The sequence below is a fragment of the Pontibacter burrus genome, from assembly GCF_010686685.1.
GTDB lineage: Bacteria > Bacteroidota > Bacteroidia > Cytophagales > Hymenobacteraceae > Pontibacter > Pontibacter burrus.
Genome location: NZ_JAAGWD010000006.1, coordinates 178,081 through 202,361, shown reverse-complemented (window position 1 = coordinate 202,361; position 24,281 = coordinate 178,081). Strand labels below are relative to the sequence as shown.

Below are 24,281 nucleotides of genomic sequence, written 5' to 3'. Positions count from 1 at the left end.
ATATAATTACCCCTATTTATAAAACAGCAAATAATGAAGACAGCCCTTATTACCGGAGTAACTGGCCAGGATGGCGCCTATTTAGCAGAATTACTTTTAAGCAAAGGCTATAAAGTACATGGCGTAAAGCGTAGAAGCTCTATGCTTAACACAGACCGTATAGACCACCTGTACCAAGACCCGCACGAGAAAAATATTAATTTTAAATTACACTACGGCGACCTGACGGACTCTACTAACATCATCCGTATCATCCAGGAAACGCAGCCCGATGAGATTTATAACCTGGCAGCCATGAGCCACGTGAAGGTAAGCTTTGATACGCCGGAATACACAGCCAATGCAGATGGATTGGGTACATTACGTATTCTGGAAGCAATCCGTATTCTTGGTTTGACGGAGAAAACAAAGATTTATCAGGCTTCTACTTCTGAGCTATATGGCTTGGTGCAGGCTGTGCCACAATCAGAGACTACACCATTCTACCCTCGTTCACCTTATGCCGTAGCAAAACTATATGCTTACTGGATCACGGTAAACTATAGAGAAGCTTATAACATGTTTGCCTGCAACGGTATCCTGTTCAACCATGAGTCTCCGCTGCGAGGAGAGACCTTTGTAACCCGTAAAATAACACGAGCTGCAGCTCGCATTGCCTTAGGCTTGCAGGATAAATTATACTTAGGTAACATGGATGCTAAACGTGACTGGGGACATGCCAAAGACTATGTAGAAGCTATGTGGCGCATTCTACAACAAGATACTCCAGAAGATTTTGTTATTGCCACCGGCGTAACTACTACTGTACGCGATTTCGTAAAAATGTCGTTTGCTGAAGTAGGTATAGAGATTGCTTTTAAAGGTGAAGGTGTGGAAGAAAAAGGTTATGTAGCAGCGTGCACTAACCCAGATTATCAGCTAGAGATAGGTAAAGAAATCGTGTGTGTAGATCCAAATTATTTCCGTCCTACCGAAGTTGAATTACTTATCGGGGATGCTACCAAGTCTAAAACAAAGCTTGGTTGGGAACCCAAGTACGATCTGTCTGCTCTTGTCAAAGATATGATGCAAGCTGACTTAGAACTCTTTAAGCGAGATACATATTTGCTAGAAGGTGGCCACAGAGTACTTAATTATCATGAATAAGGAGGATTTCATTATTTTATTTAATTAATTCTTAATTGAGATCGCTTATACCTCAAAAGGATTCACTAATTTTATAGTGCCTTTTGAGGTTTTTTTAATGAAACATCTTACTTACAATTCTTTAATGAAAGAAAAAGAAGAAGACTGGACCCTGGTCATTAAGCCCAGTTCCGGTCTTTTTGATTTGCAGCTTAGGGAAGTATGGCGCTACAGGGATCTGCTGCAAATGTTCGTGCGACGGGATTTTGTAGCTGTGTACAAACAAACTATACTCGGCCCGATCTGGTTCTTCCTGCAGCCGCTCTTTACTACTATTACCTTTACCATCGTGTTCGGTAATATAGCCGGCATCTCAACCGATGGGGTGCCACCGCTGCTGTTCTATATGGCCGGTATAGTAGGATGGAATTATTTTTCAGAATGCCTGACCACCACCTCGAATACTTTTATACAGAATGCTAACATTTTCGGGAAGGTGTACTTCCCGAGACTGATTATGCCGCTTTCAATAGTTGTCTCAAACTTGCTGAAGTTTGGCGTACAGTTTGTGCTGTTTCTGGTTTTGCTGGCCTATTATGTATTTGCTGGTTCCGGTGTACAACCTAACTGGGCAGTAGTGTTGGTGCCGTTTTTAGTGCTGTTGATGGCGGCTTTAGGGTTGGGTTTCGGGATGCTGATCTCGGCCATGACCACCAAGTACCGCGACATGAAGTTCCTGATTACATTCGGGGTGCAACTGGCAATGTATGCTTCTCCAGTGATTTACCCGATTTCCACGCTACCTGAGAAATATAAGCTTTACATTCTCGCAAACCCGATGTCAAGCATTATTGAGACTTTCCGGTATGCGTTTTTAGGAGAAGGTACGTTTAATTGGATGTATTTAGGCTATTCAACCCTGTTTGCAGCTGTTATACTTGTTCTGGGTATAGTAGTGTTTAATAAGGTGGAGAAGTCATTTATGGACACGGTGTAAGATGAGTGATGTAGTTATTAAGGTTGAGAATCTCTCAAAGCAGTATCGTTTAGGCGAGTTGGGTACGGGTACCCTGTCGCATGACCTGAACCGCTGGTGGCACAGAATACGTGGCAAGGAAGACCCTTACCTGAAGATTGGGGAAACTAACGACCGTAGCACCAAAGGAAACAGTGATTATGTATGGGCGCTTCGCGATATTAACTTTGAAGTGAAGCAGGGTGAGGTGTTGGGCATTATCGGGAAGAATGGTGCCGGTAAATCTACTTTACTGAAGCTACTCTCTCGCGTTACGGCTCCAACTACAGGGAGCATTAAGGCCAAAGGTCGCATAGCTTCGCTTCTTGAGGTCGGTACAGGTTTTCATGAGGAGCTTACTGGTCGTGAAAATATCTTCCTGAATGGCGCTATTCTGGGTATGACCAAGGCCGAAATTCGTGCTAAATTCGATGAAATAGTAGCTTTCTCAGGTACAGAGCGGTATATTGATACACCTGTTAAGCGGTACTCTTCTGGTATGCGGGTGCGTTTAGCCTTTGCTGTAGCGGCACATCTCGACCCTGAAATTCTGATCGTGGATGAGGTACTGGCTGTGGGAGATGCTGAATTTCAGAAGAAGGCGATCGGGAAGATGCAGGATATTAGTAAAGAGCAAGGCAGAACAGTATTATTCGTGAGCCATAATATGGCTACAATATCTAAACTATGCAAGTACGGACTAGTGCTAAAGAATGGTACAATTGATGTTGTGGGCCATGTCAATGATTGTGTTGAGAAATATTACTCATCGACTGGGGAGGTAAATTTGAAGGGAGAGTTGATCGTAAATAGGTCTGGTAATGGCAGGGTAAAGCTTAGAGCTATTAAAGTATATTCGAGTATTAGCGAACATATAGTTAGCATTGGTTCTGACTTAATAATAGAGTTAATTTTCGATAGCCTTATTAAGTATAACACAAATGATATTCGAATTGATTTAAGAATTGACAACCACATAGGTGTCAGAGTTGCCTGGTTAAGTACAGAACTTATGCCAATAACTATAAATTCAAATAGAATTAACTTTATTGTACCTAGCTGCCCACTCAACTTTGGCTTGTATTATATTACTACTTGTATATACATATTAGGAGATGTATCAGATTGGATACAAAACGCATATCAGTTTTCAGTTGCAGAAGGAAACTTTTATAGCTCGCTAAAACTACCTCCTAAAGAGCAGTCTGATTCTTTAGTAAATTTCAGAATAGAAAATAAATGAAAAATTATATCAAAGAGAAGTTGAAAACTATCTCTGGTTACAACTCTCTGGTGAACTATATATTAGCTATTTTAAGAGAACAAACACGGAATAAAGAAATTCTTGCTTTAGAGGCAATAAGGAATTTAAGCCCTAAAAATATTTATGCCCCAACCACTACTTGGAGTATGACAGCAGGTGCAATAAACCTGCTTTTAAATGATGTGGTCATTAATAATAGGAAGATGGTGGTTGAGTTTGGGCCAGGGATATCTACTTTCTATATAGCTAAATTAATAAAGAAGAATAATTTAGAAACAAAGTATATTTCAGTAGAATCTAATTATGAATGGTATAGGTTAATGCTGCGACAATTAGAGTTGGAGGAGATATCTAACTACGTATCTTTGGAGTATGTACCTCTTCTGGAGAGTCCATTTCAATTTAAAGAGCATAATACTTGGTACAATACTGAAATATTACATAAGCTAATTTTATCAGAAATTGATTTGGTTATTGTTGACGCTCCTCCAGGAATCAATAAGTATTCTAGATTCGGAGCAATACCTTTTATCAAGGATATGTTAGCAGACGATTACACTATTTTACTTGATGATACAAATAGAATAGAGGAAATGGAAATTGTGTTAGAATGGAAATCTTTACTCAAATGTCAGGTTCAACATTTTGATTATTTTTCTGTATTAAGATCAGGAGGCAACTTTGATGTAACCCCCTTTTCTCTGAGACACTTTTCAAAATAGAAGCCATTGTTAGAGTTTGATGTCTGAAAATAATCTTCCCCTTTTTTCTGTTCTTATAGCCAACTATAACAACGAAAAGTATCTTTTAGAAGCAGTTGAGTCTGTAAAGAAGCAAACATATAAAAAATGGGAAATCATTATTGTTGATGATGCTTCCACGGACAACTCATGCCAAATCTATGATCATCTCAAGAATAATGGCAAAATTAAAGTCTTTATTAATCATAAAAATAAAGGCTGCGGCTATACTAAGCATAGGTGTATAGTTGAAGCTAATGGTGAATTATGTGGATTTTTAGATCCAGATGATGTGCTTGACATACAAGCACTTGAAATAATGGTTCAGAATCACTATAAACAGCCGTTACATAGCATAATATACTCTACATATTATGAATGGAGTAGTGATATAGCAGATTTGAAATTATCTAAATCCGTTGGGTCAATTCCATCAAGTATGTCTCAATTGACATACTCGGGCCCCAGGATCTCGCATTTTGCTACTTTTAAAAGAAAGCTTTACTTTGAGACAAGTGGAATTCATACAAAGTTTAAGAGAGCAGTAGATCAAGACTTGTACTTGAAGTTAGAAGAGCTAGGCCCAACCTTATTTATCAATAAGGCGCTTTATTACTATAGACAACATGCCAATGGCATTTCGCAGGGTAAAAATATACAATTAGCGAGACAATATCACTTAATGGCCAAGTTTGATGCTTTTCACCGCAGAAAAAAGACGAACTTTAATAATCTTACTGTCTATGAGTACTTAAACTATAAAATTGAATATTTTAATTTAGATGCCAAACTAGGACAAAGCAGATTTAGAAGGGTAATTAGCTATTTGAGAGCCTTAATAACAAGAGTAGTAGCCAAGAACTATAGATGGATAAGCCATTTTTCTCAGTGATAATCCCTACGCATAATAGACCAACAGAGCTATTAAGAGCAGTAGGAACTGTAATTAATCAGACATATAAAAGCTTTGAAATTATTATAGTTAATGATGGTTCAACTGTAGATTACAGTGAGATAGAAGATCAGGTACAGAAGCACAGTTCTATAAAATACATCAAGCAGGAAAATAAGTATTTAGCGGGAGCAAGAAATACGGGGATAGAAAATGCCAATGGCAATTTCATATGTTTCCTTGATGATGATGACATTTACTACGAGCATCATTTAGCTGTATTATATAACTCAATTAAAAGAAACTTTTTTAAAGATGCCTTCTATCATACTCGCTGTTACTTAAACAGAAATGGTGTTAGAAGTAAATCATTACCCCGTACATATATAAATGGAAGTTCACTAAGTCACATACTTGATGATCCATTTCCTGTACATACTGTTTGTCTTCCTTCAAGCATATTGAAGTTCAATAAATTTAATGAAGATTTGAGGTATATGGAGGATCGCGACTTATGGATAAGATTATCTAAATTATTACCAGTAATCAAGATTAATAAATATACTGTAGAATATATTTTCCATGAGAATAATATGGTATCATGGAATCTAAAAAGTCAAATGGAGAAACTGAGAACCTTCAATTATTTTAATAAAACTTATAAAACATACCTGCCATCTAAATATCTGTTGACATCGCTTATAGATCTAAATTTAGCAGTTGCTGATTTATCAGTTCCAATCAATAAAAGAGCAGGTATAAAGTATATAATAGAAGCTATAAAATTGTCACCTGTTAGTGTGCTAAAGCGAAAATATTTTTATGCGATAATTAGAAGCTTATTTCTCTCATGAAAATTGCTGTAGTTTTGCCTTCCTCAGAACCATATTCACAACATCATGGAGGCGCATTAGCAAGATGGGTCCATGAAGTTTATCCTTTAATTGGTAGTGTACAAGTGGATGTATTTACCCCTTCATGGGATACAGATTTCTATCCATCTCTCAAAATCAGGAAAATAGGTTTCTCTACCATTAAATATAAGAGCAGGTTTAATATTATTAATAGAGTTTGTGAGTTTATTAATCACTACACTTATCCAGTTCAGATAGCTTTAAGAATAAAGCTTAATAAATATGATGCTATTCATATCCTTAATAGGTGCTACTATGTCGACATTTTAAAGAGAATTAACAAGGACGCTAAGGTTATATTGCATCTACAAAATGATAACTTAGAACAACTCCCAATAGAAGCAAGGTATAAAATTATTTCTAAAGTAGACTTACTCTTAAATTGTAGTAATTATTTAAGCAATAAGGCTATAATGATAAGTAATCTTAGTGATAGAAGAAAGATCAAGACGATTTACAATGGAGCAAATCAAAATAGATTTGCGTTAGTCCAAAATAAAAGCTTTAATGAGCAGAGTCCAAAAATCTTATTTGTAGGTAGATTGGTAAAAGAAAAAGGAGTGGACTTGCTGATAAGGGCATTCTTAGGGGTTCTAAATGCCATTCCTGGAGCTGAATTACATATTGTAGGATCCTTACACTTTGGAGATAACAGAGTAGATGAATTTATTAGTCATTTACAAGAGTTATCAATAAACCAGTCTAGTATTTTCTTTCATGGCTTTGTTCCCAATGATAAACTCCATACTTTCTATAGTTCTGCTAGTTTATTTGTTTGTCCATCTGTTTGGGAGGAGCCATTTGGAATGGTTATAGCTGAAGCAATGCTTTCTGGCGTTCCTGTGATAGCTTCCAACAGAGGGGGAATACCAGAAGTTTTGGGTGACTGCGGTGTAACAATCGATCCAGAAGATATAGGATGTTTCTCCAAGGCTATAGTAGCGCTGTTAACTGATAAAGGAGATTTAGAAAGATACTCAAAATTAGGAAGAGAAAGGATCTTAAGGACATTCACATGGGAAGTCATTGCTGAAAATATGATAAAGATTTTGGAAGAAAGCTTTAACGGAATTGCATCAAAATGAAAATAGGCTATTTCTCTCATACATCAATATCTCCTTCTGAAACCTTTATCTATGACTTATATGAGGGATTAGGGCGTAAGGGGTTAGACGTTATATATTATTGTGGGAAGATTGCAGATAGAAGTTCTTCTATAAACTCCATCGTATATACTGGTTATGCAGAAGAAGGGCTAAGCAACTCTTTCTTAGCTTATAAATTTGGTCAGATAGCAGGAGGGAATGGCTTTAAGTATAAAAACAAAGTACAACAACATTATGCTTATAAAGCCTTAAACAAGAGCTTAACACAAAGACCAGACGTTGCTTATGTAGATTATGCAACTTCTGCGGTCTTGCTAGTTGACTATTTTAAAGAACACAACATACCATTTATAGTACACGTCCATGGCTACGATGTTACTTCAGCTACTAACGATCCCGTATATTTATTAAAGCTTAAGCAGGTATTTACCGAGGCAAAGTATATAATTGCGGCTTCACATTATATCCGAAAACTCCTGGTTTTGCTAGGGTGTAATAATGAAAAAATAAGGGTTATTAGGTACGGTATTGATGTAAAAAGTATTTCGCCTCTGACATGGTCTGAAAGAAGGAAATCAGATCCAGGTATAATTTTTCTGGGGAGGCTAACCGCTAAGAAAAATCCTTTCGCTCTACTACAGGCTTTTAGGATTGTGAAGAACAAAGTGCCTAACAGCAGACTTACTATTGTAGGCGATGGTGAGTTAAAACAACAAGTACAGGAAAGGATAAAATCTTTAGACCTGCTTTCATCTGTGAATATGCTGGGCGTGTTAAATAGAGAGCAGAGTTTTCCAATCTTGAACCAGCATTGGGTATATGCACAGCACAGCGTAACTGCTAATTCAGGAGATCAAGAAGGCTTTGCCATTAGCCTTGCTGAAGCTGCCGCTCATGAGCTTCCTGTCGTTTCTACGTTGCACAATGGTATACCTGAGAATGTACTAGATGGGAAAACAGGATATCTGATAAAGGAGTTTGATTATGAGGGCATGGGTGACAGTATAATTGAACTTATTAAAAACCCTGACTTTGCTGAGAAGATGGGCAAGGCTGGGAGAAAACATATTGCTGAACTATGTGATCCGGAGAAGAGGATTGAACAAATCTCTCAGCTGCTGTATTCAGCTTTGCAAAATTAGTACGTTTCTGATGAAAAACATTCTGATCGTAGTTGGCACCCGACCAAACTTTATAAAAATTACCCGTTTTAAAGCTGTCGTTACGGCCAAGTATGCTGATGCTATAAACATCAAAATTGCCCATACCGGCCAGCATTTCGACCATAAAATGGCAGATGTTTTCTTTCAGCAGCTTAATATATATCCAGACTTCTTCTTAGATATTCCTGCTGCAAGTGCCAATACCCAAATGGGCGAAATCATGATCCGGCTGGAGAAGGTCATTTCTGATTTTAGACCTGATCTGATGCTGGTGGTGGGGGATGTGAACTCTACTTTTGCGGCAGCCCTTACAGGAAACAAACTAGGTATAAAAATTGCGCACTTGGAAAGCGGTCTCCGCAGCTTCGACCGAGAGATGCCGGAAGAGATAAACCGAATCCTGACGGATGAAATTTCTGATTTCTACTTTGTAACGGAAGCTAGCGGAGTTAAAAATCTTGAAATAGAAGGCAAGCCAAAAGAAGCTATTCACTTTGTTGGCAACACCATGATCGATACGTTGGTTGCTTTTGAGGATGAGATAAATAAGTCTACAATATTAGAGGACCTGGCGCTTCTACCAAGAAGCTATGTACTGATGACGATGCACAGGCCCTCTAATGTGGATGAGCCAGCAGGCCTCAACAAACTGGTACAGTTGCTTGACCGGCTTACTGTTGATTTGAAGGTTGTATTTCCTATACATCCCAGAACTGTGAAAAAATTAAAGGAATCTGATTTATACGCTTCAATCGAATCTAATTCAAATATCATAATTTTAGAGCCGCTTGATTACTTTTCGTTTCAGAAACTGATTGCCAACTGCTTTGCTGTAGTAACTGACAGTGGTGGAATACAAGAAGAAACAACTTTTAAGCAGGTACCCTGCTTTACGTTGAGAGCCAATACAGAAAGACCATCTACTATTGAGATTGGTAGCAATATACTATTGGATTTTGAAGTAGATGAGGTAATGAAAGCAGTTAACGACATTTCATCCGGTAATCATAAGAAGGGCAGTGTACCCCCACTTTGGGATGGTAAGTCAACAGAGCGGATTGTAGAAATCCTAAACACAGTTATTTAATGCTTTACGTTACGTTAGGGGATCAGCCTTCTGGTGTTTATGAGGGCCAGGTAATTGATGTTTGCCACTTTCTCAGCCATAATCTAAAGGCTAAAGTGCGTTTAGTAGCATTCATTTCGATCAGGGAATTTCGACTGAACAAGATGAAAATTAAGCGTAGTTATCCAGGTGCAATTGTTTTACCTATGTTCCCGAAGCTGCAAAACTGGCAGCTTAACGTATTTATGCTGGCGCTGGTCTGCCTTTTTACAGGAGAGCGTGTAGTCATTTGCCGGAATGTATTGGCAACTAACATCGCTTTATCCCTTAAAAAGATAGGGTTACTTAATAAGGTATGTTACGATGGCAGAGGTGCAATTGCGGCAGAATGGGAAGAGTACGAAGTAGTTGAAGAGGAATCACTTAAAGCTGGAATTGCTAAATATGAGAGAGCTGCCGTTCTGGCCTCGGACTATAGGATTGCTGTTTCCTCAAAGTTGGTATCTTACTGGGGTGAGCGTTATGAGTATGCTTCACAGGCGCATGCTGTCATCCCTTGTACCCTGAGTTCACATTTTGAGCTCGAGCTAAGAAGCGAAGAAGATATTGCTTTTTTCAGAAATGAACTGGGGTACCAGCAGGACGATATTGTACTTGTTTATTCGGGTTCAACAGCAGGGTGGCAATCATTTAATTTGCTGAAAAGTTTCTTACTACCTATACTTGATTCTTGCTTAAACATGAAGGTGATATTTCTTTCCAAGTCGGATGAAAATAATTTATTCTTGCAGGAGCAGTATCCTAAACAGGTTAGTATTAAGTGGGTTTCGCCGGGAGAAGTAAACAAGTATTTAGCAATCGCCGATTATGGTATTCTCATTCGGGAAAACACCGTAACCAATCAGGTTGCTTCCCCAACGAAGTTTGCAGAATATTTGATATCAGGGTTGGGTGTTATAATCTCACCTGAGCTTGGTGATTACACACAATTTGTTTTAAAGAATAGCTGTGGTATTGTGACTAATGGTGAAGTAGCATTAGACCTAAAAGTTTTAGCTTATAGCGACCGGGGCAGATCAAATGAATTGGCAAAGCAACACTTTCTAAAAAGCTCACCCAACAACCTGCAGCAGTATACACGGCTTATTCAAACCTTGGATAATTAAACCTGATGAGAATAGCCTTACTAACAGACGGAATCTACCCTTATGTGCTGGGTGGAATGCAAAAGCACTCGTATTACCTAGCAAAATACCTGGCTCAACAGAAAGTAGAAGTATTGCTATACCACACCGGTCCTGCAGAAGCAAATACAACTGAACTATCAGGCTTTACCAAAGATGAATTATCTTTCATCCATTCTGTTTACATTCCATTTCCTTCTGTTGGTAAATATCCCGGACACTATGTGCTGGAGTCGTATCTTTATGCTGCTACTATTTATCGGGATCTACTTAGACAGAACGATGTACACTTTATATATGCACAAGGCTTCACCGGGTGGAAGTTGGTTCACGCGAAAAAGAATGGGAGTAAACTGCCCCCAATAGGAATTAATTTTCATGGGGTTGAGATGTTCCAAAAGGCTCCTAACCTTAACGTCAGATTACAGCATTTGCTACTGCGCACACCTGTAAAATATAATTTGCGGCATGCTGATATTGTTTTTTCATTGGGAGGTAAATTAACAGCATTGCAGGAGGCAATTACGCTTAAACCAGTGCTTGAAATTCCGATAGGCATTGAAAGAAACTGGATCGGAGAGTTTGCTAGAGAAAATAGGCAAACCAGGAAGTTTATATTTATTGGAAGATACGAGCGAAGAAAAGGGATTGAGGAACTACAGCAAGTTCTGAAAGAATTGGATACAAACTATAGTTTTGAATTTATCTTTATAGGTCCCATTCCCGAAGAGAAGCAGCTAAGGAAAGATAATATAAAGTACCTCGGACTCATAAAGGAGGAGCAGGAAGTAAAGCATGTCCTTCGAGATGTGGATGTACTGGTTTGCCCCAGTTATTCGGAGGGCATGCCTACTGTAATTCTAGAAGCGATGGCCTCAGGGCTTGCTATTGTTGCAACTGATGTAGGAGCTGTCAGAACCATGGTATCAGAAGAAAATGGTTGGCTTATTCCTCCGGCAAATAAAAAGGCATTGAGGCAGGCTATAGTTGAAGCAATAGAGTTGGGTGCACAATCATTACATAAAAAAAAAGAGGCATCTTTGCAATTAGTAATCAAATCCTTTACATGGGATACTGTAATTAAGAAAACTATAGATGTAATGTCAAATTTGGTTACTTTTTAGATTTACTCGGACTCTATGAAAGTTGCTGCTTAGTCCTTTAGGTTGTACTCCAAAGAAAGCTTCCGCTGCTGCCATGCTCAGAACAATTTACACAGATGCTTTAGGCTATAACCAAGTTAGAAACTTTGTTAGCATCCCACATCGCGACTATGTTGTGAAGAAAAGACTAAACATTTTTAGATTGCCTAATGCTCTATATTTCAAGTATTATAATGCATCAAATAGCTTTTTCCTAAATAGCCACTACGAGCCTTTTAAAACAAAAGATATACATCATTTCTTTAACACAATTAGTTTTGGCAATACTCCTTGGGTAACAACTTTCGAAACATTGCTGCCCAGATGGGGACGTGTACCTGATTGGCTAGAGAGGAAGGGGATTGAACTACTTGCTGGAGGTAATTGCAAAAAGTTAATAGCAGTCTCTGAGTGTACAAAAAACATACAATCAAATTATCTGAACAAATTCCCCAAGTATAAAGAAACCATACTTGGCAAAACTATGGTACTTCACCCTCCTCAGGAATTGCTTATCAACTCCTATGAAGATAAGTTACTTAATGATGATTATATAACATTTACGATTATTGGAGCTGATTTCTTCAGAAAGGGTGGGAAGGAGATTCTAGCAGTCTTTGACAAACTATTATCAAAAGGATCGCCCATAAAGTTGAATATTGTATCCTCCTTACAGTATGGGGACTACGCTTCTGGAACTACTAAGAGTGATAAAGAAAATGCTCTGCAAATAATTGAAAAGCATCCGCGTTATATTTCCCTTTTTTCTAAACTATCTAATGATCAGGTATTGGAGTTACTTAAGAAGACACATATAGGGTTACTACCTACTTATGCAGATACCTATGGCTACTCTGTGTTAGAGGCTCAGGCAGCAGCCTGCCCTGTTATAACTACAAACATTAGAGCATTGCCAGAAATTAATAATGATAAGTGCGGGTGGGTAATTAATGTTCCTATAGATACTTTAGGAAATGGGAAACTTACTTCAGAGACAGATAGGAAGGTGTTTTCAAATATAATTGAGGAAGAGCTATATAATATTATTGACTCCATCTGTAATGATCCAGCTTTAATTAGGATAAAAGGGGAACATGCGCTCAGGCACATCACTGCTGATCATAATCCTTCAAAGAATGCTGATGCACTGAATAGATTATATCGTGAGATATGATTTGTGTAACTTGATAACAAAGGTATTAAATTGTAAGTAGGTAGTGAAAATTGCGATTCTAAGTTCTGGGCTTGAGCATAGGAAGGATAGAGGATATGAAAATGCCTCTAGAAACCTTTTTAATAATCTTATCTCAGAGACAAAAGAGAATCTAGAAGTTACTCTTTTTAAAGGCTCTGGTATTTCTGCTGCTAATGAAGTTGTGTTAGATGGCTTAATAGATCTTAGTTTATTACATAGATTAGGTTATAAACTGATAAATGATTTTTATGGGTTAGAATATGCTCAATTTGCACTTCAATTCCTGGTTTTCATCAACAGACATAATTTAAAATACAATACAGTTTATACTCAGGAGCCCCGAGTAGCCAAGACATTATACCAGCTAAGAAAATTATTGCCAGGTAATCCTGTTCTGGTATATGGGATGGGTATTAACTTGACTCCTGAACATTATATAAGGATGAGTGATAAAGTACACTTAGTCAACATTGAGCACTTTAAAGAAGCAAACAAAGCCTACCCATATGTTAATAAATTTTCTCTGATCCCTAATACCCTGCCAGAGAATAAGAAGTATTATGGCAGTTGTACTAAAGATGAGCTTAGAGAAAAGTATGGTATTAAAACACCCTTTGTGCTATTGAGCGTCGGGGCTATTAACGCAGGCGTAAAAAGGATGGATTATGTTGTAAGGGAGGCAGCAAAACTTGATAGCACCTGGACATTGGTCCTTTGTGGTAAAGTGCAGGATGATGATATCATTGCCTTGGGAAAGCGAATGTTAGGTGAAAGATTTATTAATTTTATGTTGTCTCCAGATGATATTGCTGAGGCATACGCCATAGCAGACCTCTTTGTACTTAGCTCATTAATTGAGGGCTTTGGCAACGTAACTATTGAGGCAATGCAAAACTCATTACCTGTACTATTGCATAAACGGGAGTTAAATAGATGGATCGTAGAAGATCCTGATCTACTTGTAGATATGACAAAAGAGGGGGCACTGTCAGATAGGATCAGGGAGAAAACATCGAACGAATGGCTAATTACTAAAGGAAGAGAACTTTATCTTTTATTCCAAATGAAGTATCAGTGGCGTGCGGTCAGAGAAATGTACTTCGATTTACTGGAGATTAAATAGTTATGTATTTAGTTCTTCGTAAGCAGCATTGAATATTATTAATAACTAATTATTTCTATATCCAATAACTTGCAAGTTAAAGTAGGGCATAAGGTAAATTTTTTACAAAGCGGGACAGCCTATAGTCATACAAACTATAAGCAGCTCTTTCTGTTACTACTTAGCTGGCTGGCTATTGGGGTTGCCTTAAATACATTAGCTATTCCTGTATTGTTGCTGTTCGCGTTTTACCTTCAAAATCAAGGGAGATACTTATACGTATTTACTCTGTTCTTTTTCACACTCATTCTTTCTGATAGCAGAATACGTGCCCTTTCCTTTTCACAGGATCTGAAAACGCTGTTGATGCCTTTGCTCCTGCTGCCCTTCATCTTTTTCCGTCGTGATACCCTTCCCTTAGATATCGGCAAGTCATTGCACAGGCTCCTTTTACCCTTTGCAATATTTGCTTTCTTCTGCATCATTTTTAGCCCGGTTCCTTTCACTGCTTTCCAGAAAACGTTTTCCTACTTGTTACTTTTCCTGATTGTGCCAGTGCTGTTCTATAGTTTGTACAGAGCGCATCAAACAGATTTCCTGAAAGCCATCGTTTACCTGGGCACTGCCGTGCTGCTAGCAGGTTACATCATGTACCTGGTTAATCCATCGCTGGTAATGTATGCAGGAGGGGGACGCTCGTCAGGTGCGTTAGGTAATCCAAATGGCCTCGGCATGTTCTGTTTCTTGTTCTTTATGCTATATTTTACCATAAAGCATTACTTCCCGGAGGTTACTTCTAAAAGAATGCACCTCATCATCTACCTGCTTATTTTTTCATCTCTTATCTGGAGCGGCTCCCGCGGGCAAACTATTGCCGTCATTGTATTCCTGGTTACTATGTTTTTATCTAAATGGAATAAAACGGCGGGCCTGCTGATTTCTGCTCTAATCGGAATTATGCTGGTAACTATAGATATTGATATTGTAGCCATTGCACACACCTTAGGGTTTGAGAACTATTTAAGAGTAGATACTCTGGAGGCTGGTGGGGGAAGGGTGGTGGCCCGTGAATTTGCCTGGGAACAAATACCTAAGAATTTCTGGATTGGCAGGGGATTTAGCTTCACAGAATGGATATACCACCAGCACTTCTGGGAACTCAGCATGCGGGGGCATGAAGGCAACGCGCACAATGCCTTCCTTACGGTGTGGCTGGATACCGGACTTATAGGGCTGGTCCTGTTTATAGTAGGGTGGGCAACATTGTTCCTGAAGGCAGCTAAAAACTCTTACCTGGCATTCCCTATTGCCTTTGCTGTTATTGCTTCCAACATGGTAGAGTCCTGGCTGGCGGCATCGCTAAACCCGTTTACCATACAGGTACTGATGTTGCTCACGCTGCTTATTTATATTGTAAAAGATGAACAGGCCGTTTTACCAGAGGCTGAACCTATTAGTGAGCCAAGGTTGCCTGTTTTCCAGCCACGTAGTAGCAAGCTATAGTTTCTAACCGGGTGAGAAGTGGCGAAATAACATACAAAATGAAGACTAAAGTCCTTTTTCTATATACCGAGCTTGCCGGGTATTTTCTGTCCTGCATTAGAGCGCTCACGGAGGAACATGCGGTAGAAGTGCATCTTGTGCGCTGGCCGGTAAACAGAGAGGCACCTTTTCAGTTTGCTATACCTGATGGAGTGCGGGTGTACGAAAAGCAGGTGTATAGCCGTGAGCAACTGGTCGAGCTAAGCCACACAATTAACCCTGCCTTTGTATTTTGCAGCGGCTGGATGGATAAGGAGTACCTGGCCGTGGTCCGGTCTTTTAAAAAACAGATACCAGTGCTGGTAGGGATGGACAACCATTGGCAGGGTACCCTTAAACAGCAACTAGCGCGCGTAGTGGCACCATTTACCTTACAACGACTTTTCACACATGCCTTTGTGGCTGGTGCTCCGCAAAAGGCGTATGCACTTAAACTGGGTTTTAAAGATCAGCATATTCTGCAAGGGTACTATTCTGCTGATGTGCCATATTTCCAGGCTATTTACAAGCAGGAAAATGCTGTAAAAGGGAGTGTGTTTCCGAAGCGTTTTATCTATGTAGGCCGTTATGTGCCGCAGAAAGGGATAACAGACTTGTGGCAGGCTTTCATCCAATTGCAGGAAGAGCAGCCGAATGAATGGGAACTCTGGTGCCTGGGAACAGGGCCTTTGGAAGCTACAGCTGCGAAGCACCCGAAGATCAGGCACATCGGTTTTGTGCAGCCTGCAGATTTGCCGCAGTTCATTAGCCAGACAGGTGTGTTTGTATTACCTTCGCATTTTGAGCCCTGGGGTGTAGTGGTACACGAGTTTGCAGCTGCCGGTTTCCCGTTGCTCTGCAGCAATGCCGTAGGGGCTGCCACAGCCTTTCTGAAGGAAGGAGTGAACGGCTATAATTTTAAGGCAGGAGATGTAGGTGCCTTAAAGTGTGCCATACAGCAAGTTGTGTCCTTGAGCGAACAGGAACTACAGCAAATGGGGGAAAAAAGTGCAGCATTTGCTTTGCAGAATACGCCATCTATTTGGGCGGAAAAGTTGATGGGGCTCCTGCAGCCGGAACCTGTCACGACTTCACAGCATCATCCGGACTTTTGAGAGGGTAATCATTAAAGCAGCTTATGCAAACAGGTTATATCTTGACGCCATAGCGGCTTTTTACTATGTATAGGAAAGAAGAAAGTTGTTTAATTTAATAACTTCGTTGCTCTTACTGCTCTTCCGGATTTGCAATCCGGAAGCAATTATTATAAGGATTTGTAATCCGATTTTAGTCTTTTACGTTGCCTATAGCTAGCCTGCGGGTAAGATCGGATTACAAATCCTAAGAGTAAGGTACTTTCGGATTGCAAATCTGAAAGAGCGATATGTAAATTATAAAGAGCAGTAAGTACCCTGGCACGCTACAAACTATAGTTAGGCTTCAGGCGCGGTTGAATTACAAATCCAACAGTATAGGTAGGTCATGGATTACAGACCTGCGCCAGCAAAAGGAGAATGAAGCATCCTTAGTATCAGGGAGAGCCGGAGTGGGCAGACTTACAGAAATGTAAAAACTACCCATTCCTAATTCATAATTTCTAATTCATAATTACTAAAAAAGGTGTGCGGAATTAGCGGCGTAATAGGGGTAGCAGCAACTGAGAGGGCTACCGGCATTCTGAATGTCATAAACGGGGCTATTGCGCACCGCGGGCCGGACGATTGCGGCAGTTGGGTAACGCCAGGCATAGCTCTGGGGCAACGCAGGCTTTCCATTATTGACCTGTCCTGCGCCGGGCACCAGCCCATGCACAGTGCCGATGGCAATCTTGTGCTGGTCTTTAACGGTGAGATCTACAACTATAGAGAGCTGCGTCAGGAACTATACGATTATCCTTACCAGACACAAACCGATACGGAAGTAATACTTGCTGCCTGGCAGAAATGGGGAACAGCATGCGTTCATCGCTTTAACGGCATGTTTGCCTTCGCAATTCATGACAAAGCACGCAACGAAGTATACCTGTTCCGCGACCGGCTGGGCATAAAGCCGCTATACTATTATCAAAGCGGGGAAGTAGTACTGTTCTGCTCTGAGGTCCGCGGGCTGCTTGCCAGCGGACTGTTGCCTCGCAAACTAAACAAGGCAGCACTGGCAGATTACCTGCGTTACCAGACGGTGCATGCCCCGGAAACAATGGTACTGGGGGTGCTCATGCTGCTGCCCGGTCATTATATGCATATCAAAGATGGCGGGGCAACTATTGCCGGCTATTGGGCTCCGGAAACAAACTATAGCAGACGTTCCGAAGGGAAGAGCTACACAGAAATAAAACAGGAGGTGTATACCCTGTTGCAGCGGGCCGTGGAGCGCAGGCTGGTGGCTGATGTGCCTTTCGGTGCTTTTCTCTCGGGAGGAATCGACTCCAGCGCTATTGTGGGCTTGATGAGCCGGGTTGCCTCGCAGCGCGTGAAAACCTTTTCTGTTACCTTCGAGGAAGAAGCCTTCAGCGAAGCCCGCTATGCAGCCGCTGTCGCTAAGAAATTCAATACCGACCACACGGAGATCAGGTTAACACCTGATAATTTCCTGGAACTGATACCCGCCGCGCTACAGGCCATGGACCACCCGAGCGGAGATGGACCCAATACCTATGTTGTATCCAAGGTCACCAAAGAGGCAGGCATCACGATGGCGCTCTCGGGGCTGGGCGGCGACGAACTGTTTGCCGGCTACGATGTGTTTAATCGGATGGCTGCTTTGCAGCAGTACCGGTGGGTTGCCAGGCTGCCGCTCGCAGTCCGGAGAGCTGCAGGATTCACGATCAGGAAGCTGAAGCCTTCTGTAGCCAGCACCAAGATAAGTGAGTTGCTCAACCTTTCTTCCTGGGATCTTAGTGGTGCTTACCCGATTACTCGGCAGTTTTACACGGATGAATTTTTACAGCAACTGACAGGACGCACATCGCTGGAGGAGAACCGGGTGCAGCAGCTTGTGCGGGAAAGCAATAACAGGCAGGTACAGCATGGAGTAAACATGCCGCTGCTGAGCCAGGTATCTGTAGCGGAAATAACGAGCTATATGCAGAATACCCTGCTGCGTGACACTGACCAGATGAGTATGGCGCATGCCCTTGAAGTCCGCGTCCCTTTCCTGGATTATGAGCTGGTGGAGTATGTGCTGGGAGTGCCTGACAGCTATAAATATCCGACCTCTCCTAAAAAGCTGCTGACTGATGCCTTGGGAGATCTGCTGCCGATGGATATCATTAACAGGCCGAAGATGGGCTTTATACTGCCCTGGCAGAACTGGCTGAGACAGGAGCTTTATACCTTTGCCGAACAACGTCTGAATAGCCTTGGCAAGCGTGGTATACTTGTGCCGCAGGAAGTGCAGCAACTATGGCAACGCTTCCTGGCAGGCGATCCGGCGGTTACCTGGGCCAGGGTATGGTATCTTGTTGTACTGGAAAACTGGTTAGAAGCACATGGTATCGAAGCCTAAAGTACTGGTTTTTGTAGACTGGTTTCTACCAGGTTACAAAGCTGGAGGGCCTATTAAGTCCGTTGCAAATATTGTACAAAGCCTCAGTAAGCACGTAGATTTCAGTATTATTACAAGCAATATTGATTTCGGAGAACCGGAGCCATATAAGCATATACAGGCAAACACCTGGCTGCAGCAGGATGGCTTTCGGGTAATGTACCTGGATGCGGCGCACCAGAAGTTACACGTATTTCGGAAGTTGCTGCAGGAAGAGAATTATCAAACCTTGTACTTTAACAGCCTTTTTTCTGTACCTTATACGCTGTTACCTTTACTTGCAAATAAACTGAATGGGGGGAACGCGGAGGTAGTGCTGGCACCCCGTGGTATGCTGGGACCAGGAGCATTAAACCTGAAGAAGAATAAGAAGCGGCTCTTTTTACTTGGAGCTAAGTCCGCCGGTCTTTTCCGGGGTATTACCTGGCATGCCTCAACTTCCGTGGAGGCTGAGGAAATCAGGGCTGTTTTTGGAGGAAGGGTTAAAGTCAAGGTTGCTACGAACATTGCTTCCGCTGGTACTGTCAGCACGGATAAGATCAAAACAGCAGAGAACACGGCTTTTTTCTTTTTATCCCGTATTTCTCCCAAGAAAAACCTGCTGGGAGCACTGGAGCTTTTAGCAGCATTACAGGTGCAGAGATCTGTAAACTTTACAATTCTTGGCCCTGTGGAAGATGAGAAGTACTGGCAGAAATGCCAAGAGGTGATAAGCAAGCTGCCCGAGAATATAGTAGTGCACTATGACGGAGCCATACCAAACCCCAAGCTACCAGAGGTTTTGAAGAGCTTCCATTTTATGCTGTTGCCTACCTATAGCGAGAACTACGGGCATGTTATTGTGGAGGCCTGGGCGAGTGGTTGCCCGGTTATTATTAGTGATCAGACCCCATGGCGCAACTTAGAGGAGGAACAGGTTGGCTGGGACCTTGCGTTGGATAACAAACAAGCCTTTATAGAAGTGCTAACGAAATGTGTGAGAATGGGCAATAATACTTACCAGGTACTAAGCAGCAACACCCAACGGTTTCTGCAACAACGAGTGATTACAGACGAAATCATACAACAGAACAAAGCGTTATTTGGAGTTTCGCATGACTGAAGAACAACAAGCTACTGTTGACCTGTCAAAATACAACAACGACTGGTACAACCCTGGTGCAGGCGGTATAAAGCGGCTGCTCTGGTTTGTGGTGAACGTGCTGTTCTTTATAAATCCCATAAACCCGCTTAGCTCCCTTAAAGTAGCATTGCTGCGCCTGTTCGGAGCCAACATAGGGAAGGGAGTGGTCATTAAGCCATCCGTAAACATCAAATACCCCTGGCTGCTGACGATAGGAAACCATGTATGGATAGGAGAGAACGTCTGGATCGATAATCTGTCGCAGGTAACTATAAAAGATAATGTTACCCTTTCGCAGGGTGCTATACTGCTTACCGGGAGCCACAACTATAAAAGACCTACTTTTGACCTGATAGTAGGGACAATAATACTGGAGGAGGGGTGTTGGATAGGAGCAAAGGCTATGGTTTGTCCGGCAATAACGTGTGGTTCGCATAGCGTGCTGGCTGCCGGCTCGGTGGCTACTACTGATCTCAAGCCCTACATGCTTTACCAGGGGAACCCTGCCATTCCAAAGCGAGAACGCCTGATACATTCATAGCTACGCGTAACAATCAATCCATTTAACAACCCAGCAGTTCAACCCTTGAAGATCTCCATCATCACCATCGTCTATAACAATCGTGAAACAATTGCCGATGCCATTGAATCGGTGCTGGGGCAGACGTACCCGGATGTGGAGTATATTATAGTTGACGGTCAGTCGACTGACGGGACAGTAGAAGTGATACAGCGCTATGGTAACAGGATCTCCAAGTTTATATCGGAGAGAGACAATGGCCTGTATGATGCCATCAATAAAGGAATAAGCCTGGCTACGGGTGAGGTTATTGGCCTGCTGCATTCGGATGATATTTTCTATTCAACGGAAAGTATCGCGCAGGTGGCCAGAGCCTTTCAGGATTACCATACTGATAGTGTTTACGCTGATCTGCTTTATGTGCAGAAAGCCAATATAGCTAAGGTTGTGCGCAACTGGGTGTCGGGAAACTATAAGCGTGAGAACTTCCTGTTGGGCTGGATGCCACCGCACCCTACTTTCTATGTAAAGCGTGAAGTATACGAGCGGCTTGGTTTATATAATACAAGCTTTAAAAGTGCTGCCGATTACGAACTTATGCTCCGCTACCTTTACAAGCACAATATATCAACCATTTACCTTCCAGAGGTTCTGGTGCGTATGCGGGTAGGGGGCAAGAGCAACGTAACATTAAAGAACCGTATCCGGGCAAACCAGGAAGATTACAGGGCCTGGCGCATCAATGGCTTAAATCCCCCATTCTATACCCGCTTTCTGAAGCCCTTGCGTAAACTTGTTCAGTTTATATAATCCAGGATTTCTAGGTCTTTGCTATGGTCGCCACTAACCATCCCTGTCTCACTACCTCTTCATCTGTTAGTTGGGATGGGAGATGAAGTTTTAGCTGTAGTTGGCTGAGTCTAAATTGAAAGAATTTCAGTGTGAGCAGGAACTGGCTATAGTTCTATAGGGCAGCTAATCGTATATGCCGGCAGAAGTTTGGCTTGCTCGCCAGGCTAAGTCACAGACACGACCTCATAAGAAGAGACGGGAATAATTCCCGAGCCGGAAGAGTACGATCACTACATAGCTTTACGGGCAAATATCTGATGCAACGGGCAAAGTAGCTAGGTTGTCAGTAGCTGGAGTGACAACAGGAGAGAAGTCCTGTTCATCCGTTCAATCCCGTAAATCCTGCGTAAAACAAAAGAGCCCTTGAAAACCAATTCAAGGGCTCTTTGCAAGAGCGGTCCGGACGGGACTCGAACCCGCGACCTCCGCCGTGACAGGGCGGCATTCTAACCAACTGAACTACCGGACCAATAATTTGAAATAGAAGAGCCTTTTGCTCTACTTGCGTTTACCGCAGATAATCTGCGGTCCGGACGGGACTCGAACCCGCGACCTCCGCCGTGACAGGGCGGCATTCTAACCAACTGAACTACCGGACCAACTTTGTTTTCCCTAACGCTGTTCGTTAAAGTGATGCAAATGTATAGCGTAATTTCGGATTCTGCAACACCTAAGCATATTTTTCGCACTATATTTTGATGTAAAAAACCTAATTTGCTGTAACACACTGCATTTATTTTAAAGTAGCAAGTATATTTTTATTCTTCGCTGCGTGAGTTTGGATAATTAGTTAAATTTGTACCGAATTATCAGCGATAAAAATATGCTTTTAGATTTCGAACAACCAATTGCCGCCTTAGAAGGAAAACTGCAAGAAATGAAAAAGCTGGCCAGCGAGAGCCAGGTAGACGTTTCGGAGGCGGTAAAGGCTCTGGAAGAAAAAATAAAGAACCTGAAAAAGGAGACGTATGCCAATCTTACCCGTTGGCAGCGCGTGCAACTTTCCCGCCATCCAGACAGACCCTATACACTTGATTATATTAATGGCATCACCGATAAGTTTGTTGAACTTCATGGTGACCGTACTGTAGGTGATGATAAAGCCATGGTAGGAGGTTTTGGTGAAATAGATGGCCGTAGCATCATGTTTATCGGTCAGCAGAAGGGCCGTAATACAAAGCAGCGCCAGCTACGTAACTTCGGTATGGCTAACCCAGAAGGCTATCGTAAGGCGCTTCGCCTGATGAAAATGGCTGAAAAGTTTGGTAGACCAATCGTAACGCTTATTGATACACCAGGTGCATTTCCGGGTTTGGAGGCTGAAGAGCGCGGGCAGGGAGAGGCAATTGCCCGTAACCTGAAAGAGATGTTCATGCTGAAGGTACCGGTTATCTGCATCATTATAGGCGAAGGTGCTTCGGGTGGTGCGTTGGGCATCGCCATAGGTGACAAAGTGATGATGCTGGAGAATACCTGGTACTCTGTTATCTCTCCTGAATCTTGCTCATCTATACTTTGGAGAAGCTGGAACTATAAAGAGCAGGCAGCAGAAGCCCTTAAGCTAACGGCTAAAGATATGCTGCAGCATAAGCTTATTGATGGCATAATAAAAGAGCCACTTGGCGGTGCGCACACAGAGCCGGATAAAATGATGAAAACCATGAAGCGCGAAATTATAAAGCTGCTCGATGAATTGGAGTCATTGGATACGGAAGAGCGCATCATGCAGCGTATCGAGAAATTCTCGGATATGGGAGTGGTGTTGGAGAGTTAAAAAGTTTAGAAGTTAGAAAGTTAAAGAGGTAATGGAGCTCCGGTTTTGTTACCTCTTTTTGTTTTGATATATTGGCCCAGTTGATTGTATAAGTTTAAGCAATCATAAAAAGATAGTCTCTTCATTTCAAACTATAGGTTTTATTCCACGTTTCTACCTTTCTAACTTCCCAACTTTTTAACTTTCTAACAATGAAGCTTCACGTTATTGATACAGGATTTTTTAAGCTGGATGGTGGTGCCATGTTCGGTGTTGTTCCTAAAACAATCTGGCAGCGCACCAACCCTGCAGACGAGAATAACCTTTGTGCCTGGGCTATGCGTTGCTTATTGATTGAAGATGGCGACCGCCTGATCCTGATCGATAACGGGATTGGAGACAAACAGGATGCCAGGTTCTTCAGCCATTATTACCTTCACGGGGAGGCTTCCCTGAAAAGCTCGCTGAAAAAAGCCGGATTTGCTCCAGAAGATGTTACTGATATGTTCCTGACACACCTGCACTTCGACCATTGTGGTGGCGGTGTTCAGTATAAAAACACAGAAGGTGCCCTGGAACTTGTTTTCCCGAACGCTACCTATTGGTCTAATGCTGACCATTGGAAGTGGGCAACAGAACCAAATCAACGTGAAAAAGCCTCTTTCCTGAAAGAAAACATATTGCCGATGCAGGAAAGCGGGCATCTGAAGTTTTTAGAACCTAATCAGGCTTCAGGTATCTCACAGTTTGATGAAGTGTTGTATATGAATGGGCATACCGATAAAATGATGTTACCAGTACTTAACTATAAAGGACACAAACTGGTATACATGGCCGATTTACTGCCATCTATCGGGCATATTCCGTTACCTTATGTAATGGGGTATGATACCAGGCCATTGCTGACACTGGATGAGAAAGCAGCTTTCATGAACAAGGCGGCAGATGAGAATTATATCCTCTTTTTTGAGCACGATGCAGTTAACGAATGCTGCACTGTACAGCACACCGAGAAAGGCGTGCGCCTGAAAGAAACATTCAGCCTTAGCGAATTGTAGCCT

21 protein-coding genes and 2 tRNA genes are annotated in these 24,281 nt (G+C 41.7%); 21 read left to right on the top strand and 2 right to left on the bottom strand.

Going from position 1 to position 24,281, the window contains the following annotated elements:
* Positions 1–33 precede the first annotated feature (33 nt).
* The 19 genes from gmd (at position 34) to GXP69_RS14355 (ending at position 21,425) form a co-directional block, all read left to right on the top strand.
* The gene (gene gmd / locus GXP69_RS14445) at positions 34–1,146 is read left to right on the top strand and encodes a GDP-mannose 4,6-dehydratase (RefSeq protein WP_163915786.1); all 1,113 of its coding nucleotides are present in this window, start codon (positions 34–36) and stop codon (positions 1,144–1,146) included.
* Positions 1,147–1,270: 124 nt separating this feature from the next.
* The gene (locus GXP69_RS14440; protein WP_163915785.1) at positions 1,271–2,122 is read left to right on the top strand and encodes an ABC transporter permease; all 852 of its coding nucleotides are present in this window, start codon (positions 1,271–1,273) and stop codon (positions 2,120–2,122) included.
* Position 2,123: 1 nt separating this feature from the next.
* Positions 2,124–3,383, top strand: a complete 1,260-nt coding sequence (locus GXP69_RS14435) for an ABC transporter ATP-binding protein (RefSeq protein ID WP_163915784.1) — start codon at positions 2,124–2,126, stop codon at positions 3,381–3,383.
* Entirely contained in the window at positions 3,380–4,126 is a 747-nt protein-coding gene (locus GXP69_RS14430) for a class I SAM-dependent methyltransferase (protein WP_163915783.1), read from the top strand. Before GXP69_RS14435 ends, GXP69_RS14430 begins: the two co-directional genes overlap by 4 nt.
* A 19-nt stretch (positions 4,127–4,145) precedes the next feature.
* Positions 4,146–5,036, top strand: coding sequence for a glycosyltransferase family 2 protein (locus tag GXP69_RS14425; protein ID WP_163915782.1), 891 nt, complete (start codon positions 4,146–4,148; stop codon positions 5,034–5,036).
* On the top strand, positions 5,012–5,890 hold the full coding sequence (locus GXP69_RS14420) for a glycosyltransferase family 2 protein (RefSeq protein ID WP_163915781.1): 879 nt from the start codon (positions 5,012–5,014) through the stop codon (positions 5,888–5,890). The genes GXP69_RS14425 and GXP69_RS14420 overlap by 25 nt, the downstream gene beginning before the upstream one ends.
* The gene (locus GXP69_RS14415) at positions 5,887–7,035 is read left to right on the top strand and encodes a glycosyltransferase family 4 protein (RefSeq protein WP_163915780.1); all 1,149 of its coding nucleotides are present in this window, start codon (positions 5,887–5,889) and stop codon (positions 7,033–7,035) included. Before GXP69_RS14420 ends, GXP69_RS14415 begins: the two co-directional genes overlap by 4 nt.
* Positions 7,032–8,198: a glycosyltransferase family 4 protein gene (locus tag GXP69_RS14410; RefSeq protein WP_163915779.1), complete on the top strand. Its 1,167-nt coding sequence runs from the start codon at positions 7,032–7,034 to the stop codon at positions 8,196–8,198. The genes GXP69_RS14415 and GXP69_RS14410 overlap by 4 nt, the downstream gene beginning before the upstream one ends.
* A 10-nt stretch (positions 8,199–8,208) precedes the next feature.
* Positions 8,209–9,306 (top strand): non-hydrolyzing UDP-N-acetylglucosamine 2-epimerase, encoded by a 1,098-nt coding sequence (gene wecB / locus GXP69_RS14405; protein WP_163915778.1) that lies wholly within the window; start codon positions 8,209–8,211, stop codon positions 9,304–9,306.
* A complete protein-coding gene (locus tag GXP69_RS14400; RefSeq protein ID WP_163915777.1) occupies positions 9,306–10,451 on the top strand; it encodes a glycosyltransferase family protein in 1,146 nt (381 codons plus the stop codon). Before wecB ends, GXP69_RS14400 begins: the two co-directional genes overlap by 1 nt.
* A 5-nt stretch (positions 10,452–10,456) precedes the next feature.
* Entirely contained in the window at positions 10,457–11,593 is a 1,137-nt protein-coding gene (locus GXP69_RS14395) for a glycosyltransferase family 4 protein (protein WP_163915776.1), read from the top strand.
* Between the two features lie 73 nt (positions 11,594–11,666).
* Positions 11,667–12,785 (top strand): glycosyltransferase family 4 protein, encoded by a 1,119-nt coding sequence (locus GXP69_RS14390; protein WP_163915775.1) that lies wholly within the window; start codon positions 11,667–11,669, stop codon positions 12,783–12,785.
* A 43-nt stretch (positions 12,786–12,828) separates the two neighbouring features.
* Positions 12,829–13,929, top strand: a complete 1,101-nt coding sequence (locus GXP69_RS19315) for a glycosyltransferase family 4 protein (protein ID WP_163915774.1) — start codon at positions 12,829–12,831, stop codon at positions 13,927–13,929.
* Between the two features lie 345 nt (positions 13,930–14,274).
* Positions 14,275–15,411, top strand: coding sequence for an O-antigen ligase family protein (locus GXP69_RS14380; protein ID WP_204282045.1), 1,137 nt, complete (start codon positions 14,275–14,277; stop codon positions 15,409–15,411).
* Between the two features lie 38 nt (positions 15,412–15,449).
* Complete coding sequence (locus GXP69_RS14375) at positions 15,450–16,544, top strand: glycosyltransferase family 4 protein (RefSeq protein ID WP_163915772.1); 1,095 nt, start codon at positions 15,450–15,452, stop codon at positions 16,542–16,544.
* Between the two features lie 505 nt (positions 16,545–17,049).
* Entirely contained in the window at positions 17,050–18,933 is a 1,884-nt protein-coding gene (asnB, locus tag GXP69_RS14370) for an asparagine synthase (glutamine-hydrolyzing) (RefSeq protein ID WP_163915771.1), read from the top strand.
* Entirely contained in the window at positions 18,917–20,074 is a 1,158-nt protein-coding gene (locus GXP69_RS14365) for a glycosyltransferase (protein WP_163915770.1), read from the top strand. Before asnB ends, GXP69_RS14365 begins: the two co-directional genes overlap by 17 nt.
* Entirely contained in the window at positions 20,067–20,636 is a 570-nt protein-coding gene (locus GXP69_RS14360; protein WP_163915769.1) for a putative colanic acid biosynthesis acetyltransferase, read from the top strand. Before GXP69_RS14365 ends, GXP69_RS14360 begins: the two co-directional genes overlap by 8 nt.
* A 45-nt stretch (positions 20,637–20,681) precedes the next feature.
* The gene (locus GXP69_RS14355) at positions 20,682–21,425 is read left to right on the top strand and encodes a glycosyltransferase family 2 protein (protein WP_163915768.1); all 744 of its coding nucleotides are present in this window, start codon (positions 20,682–20,684) and stop codon (positions 21,423–21,425) included.
* 437 nt (positions 21,426–21,862) lie between these two features.
* On the opposite strand, the gene GXP69_RS14350 is transcribed toward GXP69_RS14355, so the two are convergent.
* Together GXP69_RS14350 and GXP69_RS14345 are read right to left on the bottom strand one after the other, a co-directional pair.
* Positions 21,863–21,936: transfer RNA gene (locus GXP69_RS14350), tRNA-Asp, on the bottom strand.
* Between the two features lie 56 nt (positions 21,937–21,992).
* Positions 21,993–22,066: transfer RNA gene (locus GXP69_RS14345), tRNA-Asp, on the bottom strand.
* A 224-nt stretch (positions 22,067–22,290) separates the two neighbouring features.
* Between GXP69_RS14345 and GXP69_RS14340 the strand changes: the two genes are divergently transcribed.
* Together GXP69_RS14340 and GXP69_RS14335 are read left to right on the top strand one after the other, a co-directional pair.
* Positions 22,291–23,241, top strand: a complete 951-nt coding sequence (locus GXP69_RS14340) for an acetyl-CoA carboxylase carboxyltransferase subunit alpha (protein ID WP_163915767.1) — start codon at positions 22,291–22,293, stop codon at positions 23,239–23,241.
* A gap of 191 nt (positions 23,242–23,432) precedes the next feature.
* The gene (locus GXP69_RS14335) at positions 23,433–24,278 is read left to right on the top strand and encodes an MBL fold metallo-hydrolase (protein ID WP_163915766.1); all 846 of its coding nucleotides are present in this window, start codon (positions 23,433–23,435) and stop codon (positions 24,276–24,278) included.
* Positions 24,279–24,281: the final 3 nt, after the last annotated feature.

Coding starts and splice junctions, on each gene's coding strand:
- GXP69_RS14400 (WP_163915777.1), top strand. CDS start 9,306: ATGCTTTACGTTACGTTAGGGGATCAGCCTTCTGGTGTTTATGAGGGC.
- GXP69_RS14340 (WP_163915767.1), top strand. CDS start 22,291: ATGCTTTTAGATTTCGAACAACCAATTGCCGCCTTAGAAGGAAAACTG.
- GXP69_RS14335 (WP_163915766.1), top strand. CDS start 23,433: ATGAAGCTTCACGTTATTGATACAGGATTTTTTAAGCTGGATGGTGGT.
- gmd (WP_163915786.1), top strand. CDS start 34: ATGAAGACAGCCCTTATTACCGGAGTAACTGGCCAGGATGGCGCCTAT.
- GXP69_RS14390 (WP_163915775.1), top strand. CDS start 11,667: ATGCTCAGAACAATTTACACAGATGCTTTAGGCTATAACCAAGTTAGA.
- GXP69_RS14415 (WP_163915780.1), top strand. CDS start 5,887: ATGAAAATTGCTGTAGTTTTGCCTTCCTCAGAACCATATTCACAACAT.
- GXP69_RS14375 (WP_163915772.1), top strand. CDS start 15,450: ATGAAGACTAAAGTCCTTTTTCTATATACCGAGCTTGCCGGGTATTTT.
- GXP69_RS14380 (WP_204282045.1), top strand. CDS start 14,275: ATGCCTTTGCTCCTGCTGCCCTTCATCTTTTTCCGTCGTGATACCCTT.
- GXP69_RS14425 (WP_163915782.1), top strand. CDS start 4,146: ATGTCTGAAAATAATCTTCCCCTTTTTTCTGTTCTTATAGCCAACTAT.
- GXP69_RS14430 (WP_163915783.1), top strand. CDS start 3,380: ATGAAAAATTATATCAAAGAGAAGTTGAAAACTATCTCTGGTTACAAC.
- GXP69_RS14360 (WP_163915769.1), top strand. CDS start 20,067: ATGACTGAAGAACAACAAGCTACTGTTGACCTGTCAAAATACAACAAC.
- GXP69_RS14420 (WP_163915781.1), top strand. CDS start 5,012: ATGGATAAGCCATTTTTCTCAGTGATAATCCCTACGCATAATAGACCA.
- wecB (WP_163915778.1), top strand. CDS start 8,209: ATGAAAAACATTCTGATCGTAGTTGGCACCCGACCAAACTTTATAAAA.
- GXP69_RS14365 (WP_163915770.1), top strand. CDS start 18,917: ATGGTATCGAAGCCTAAAGTACTGGTTTTTGTAGACTGGTTTCTACCA.
- GXP69_RS14410 (WP_163915779.1), top strand. CDS start 7,032: ATGAAAATAGGCTATTTCTCTCATACATCAATATCTCCTTCTGAAACC.
- GXP69_RS14440 (WP_163915785.1), top strand. CDS start 1,271: ATGAAAGAAAAAGAAGAAGACTGGACCCTGGTCATTAAGCCCAGTTCC.
- GXP69_RS14395 (WP_163915776.1), top strand. CDS start 10,457: ATGAGAATAGCCTTACTAACAGACGGAATCTACCCTTATGTGCTGGGT.
- GXP69_RS14435 (WP_163915784.1), top strand. CDS start 2,124: ATGAGTGATGTAGTTATTAAGGTTGAGAATCTCTCAAAGCAGTATCGT.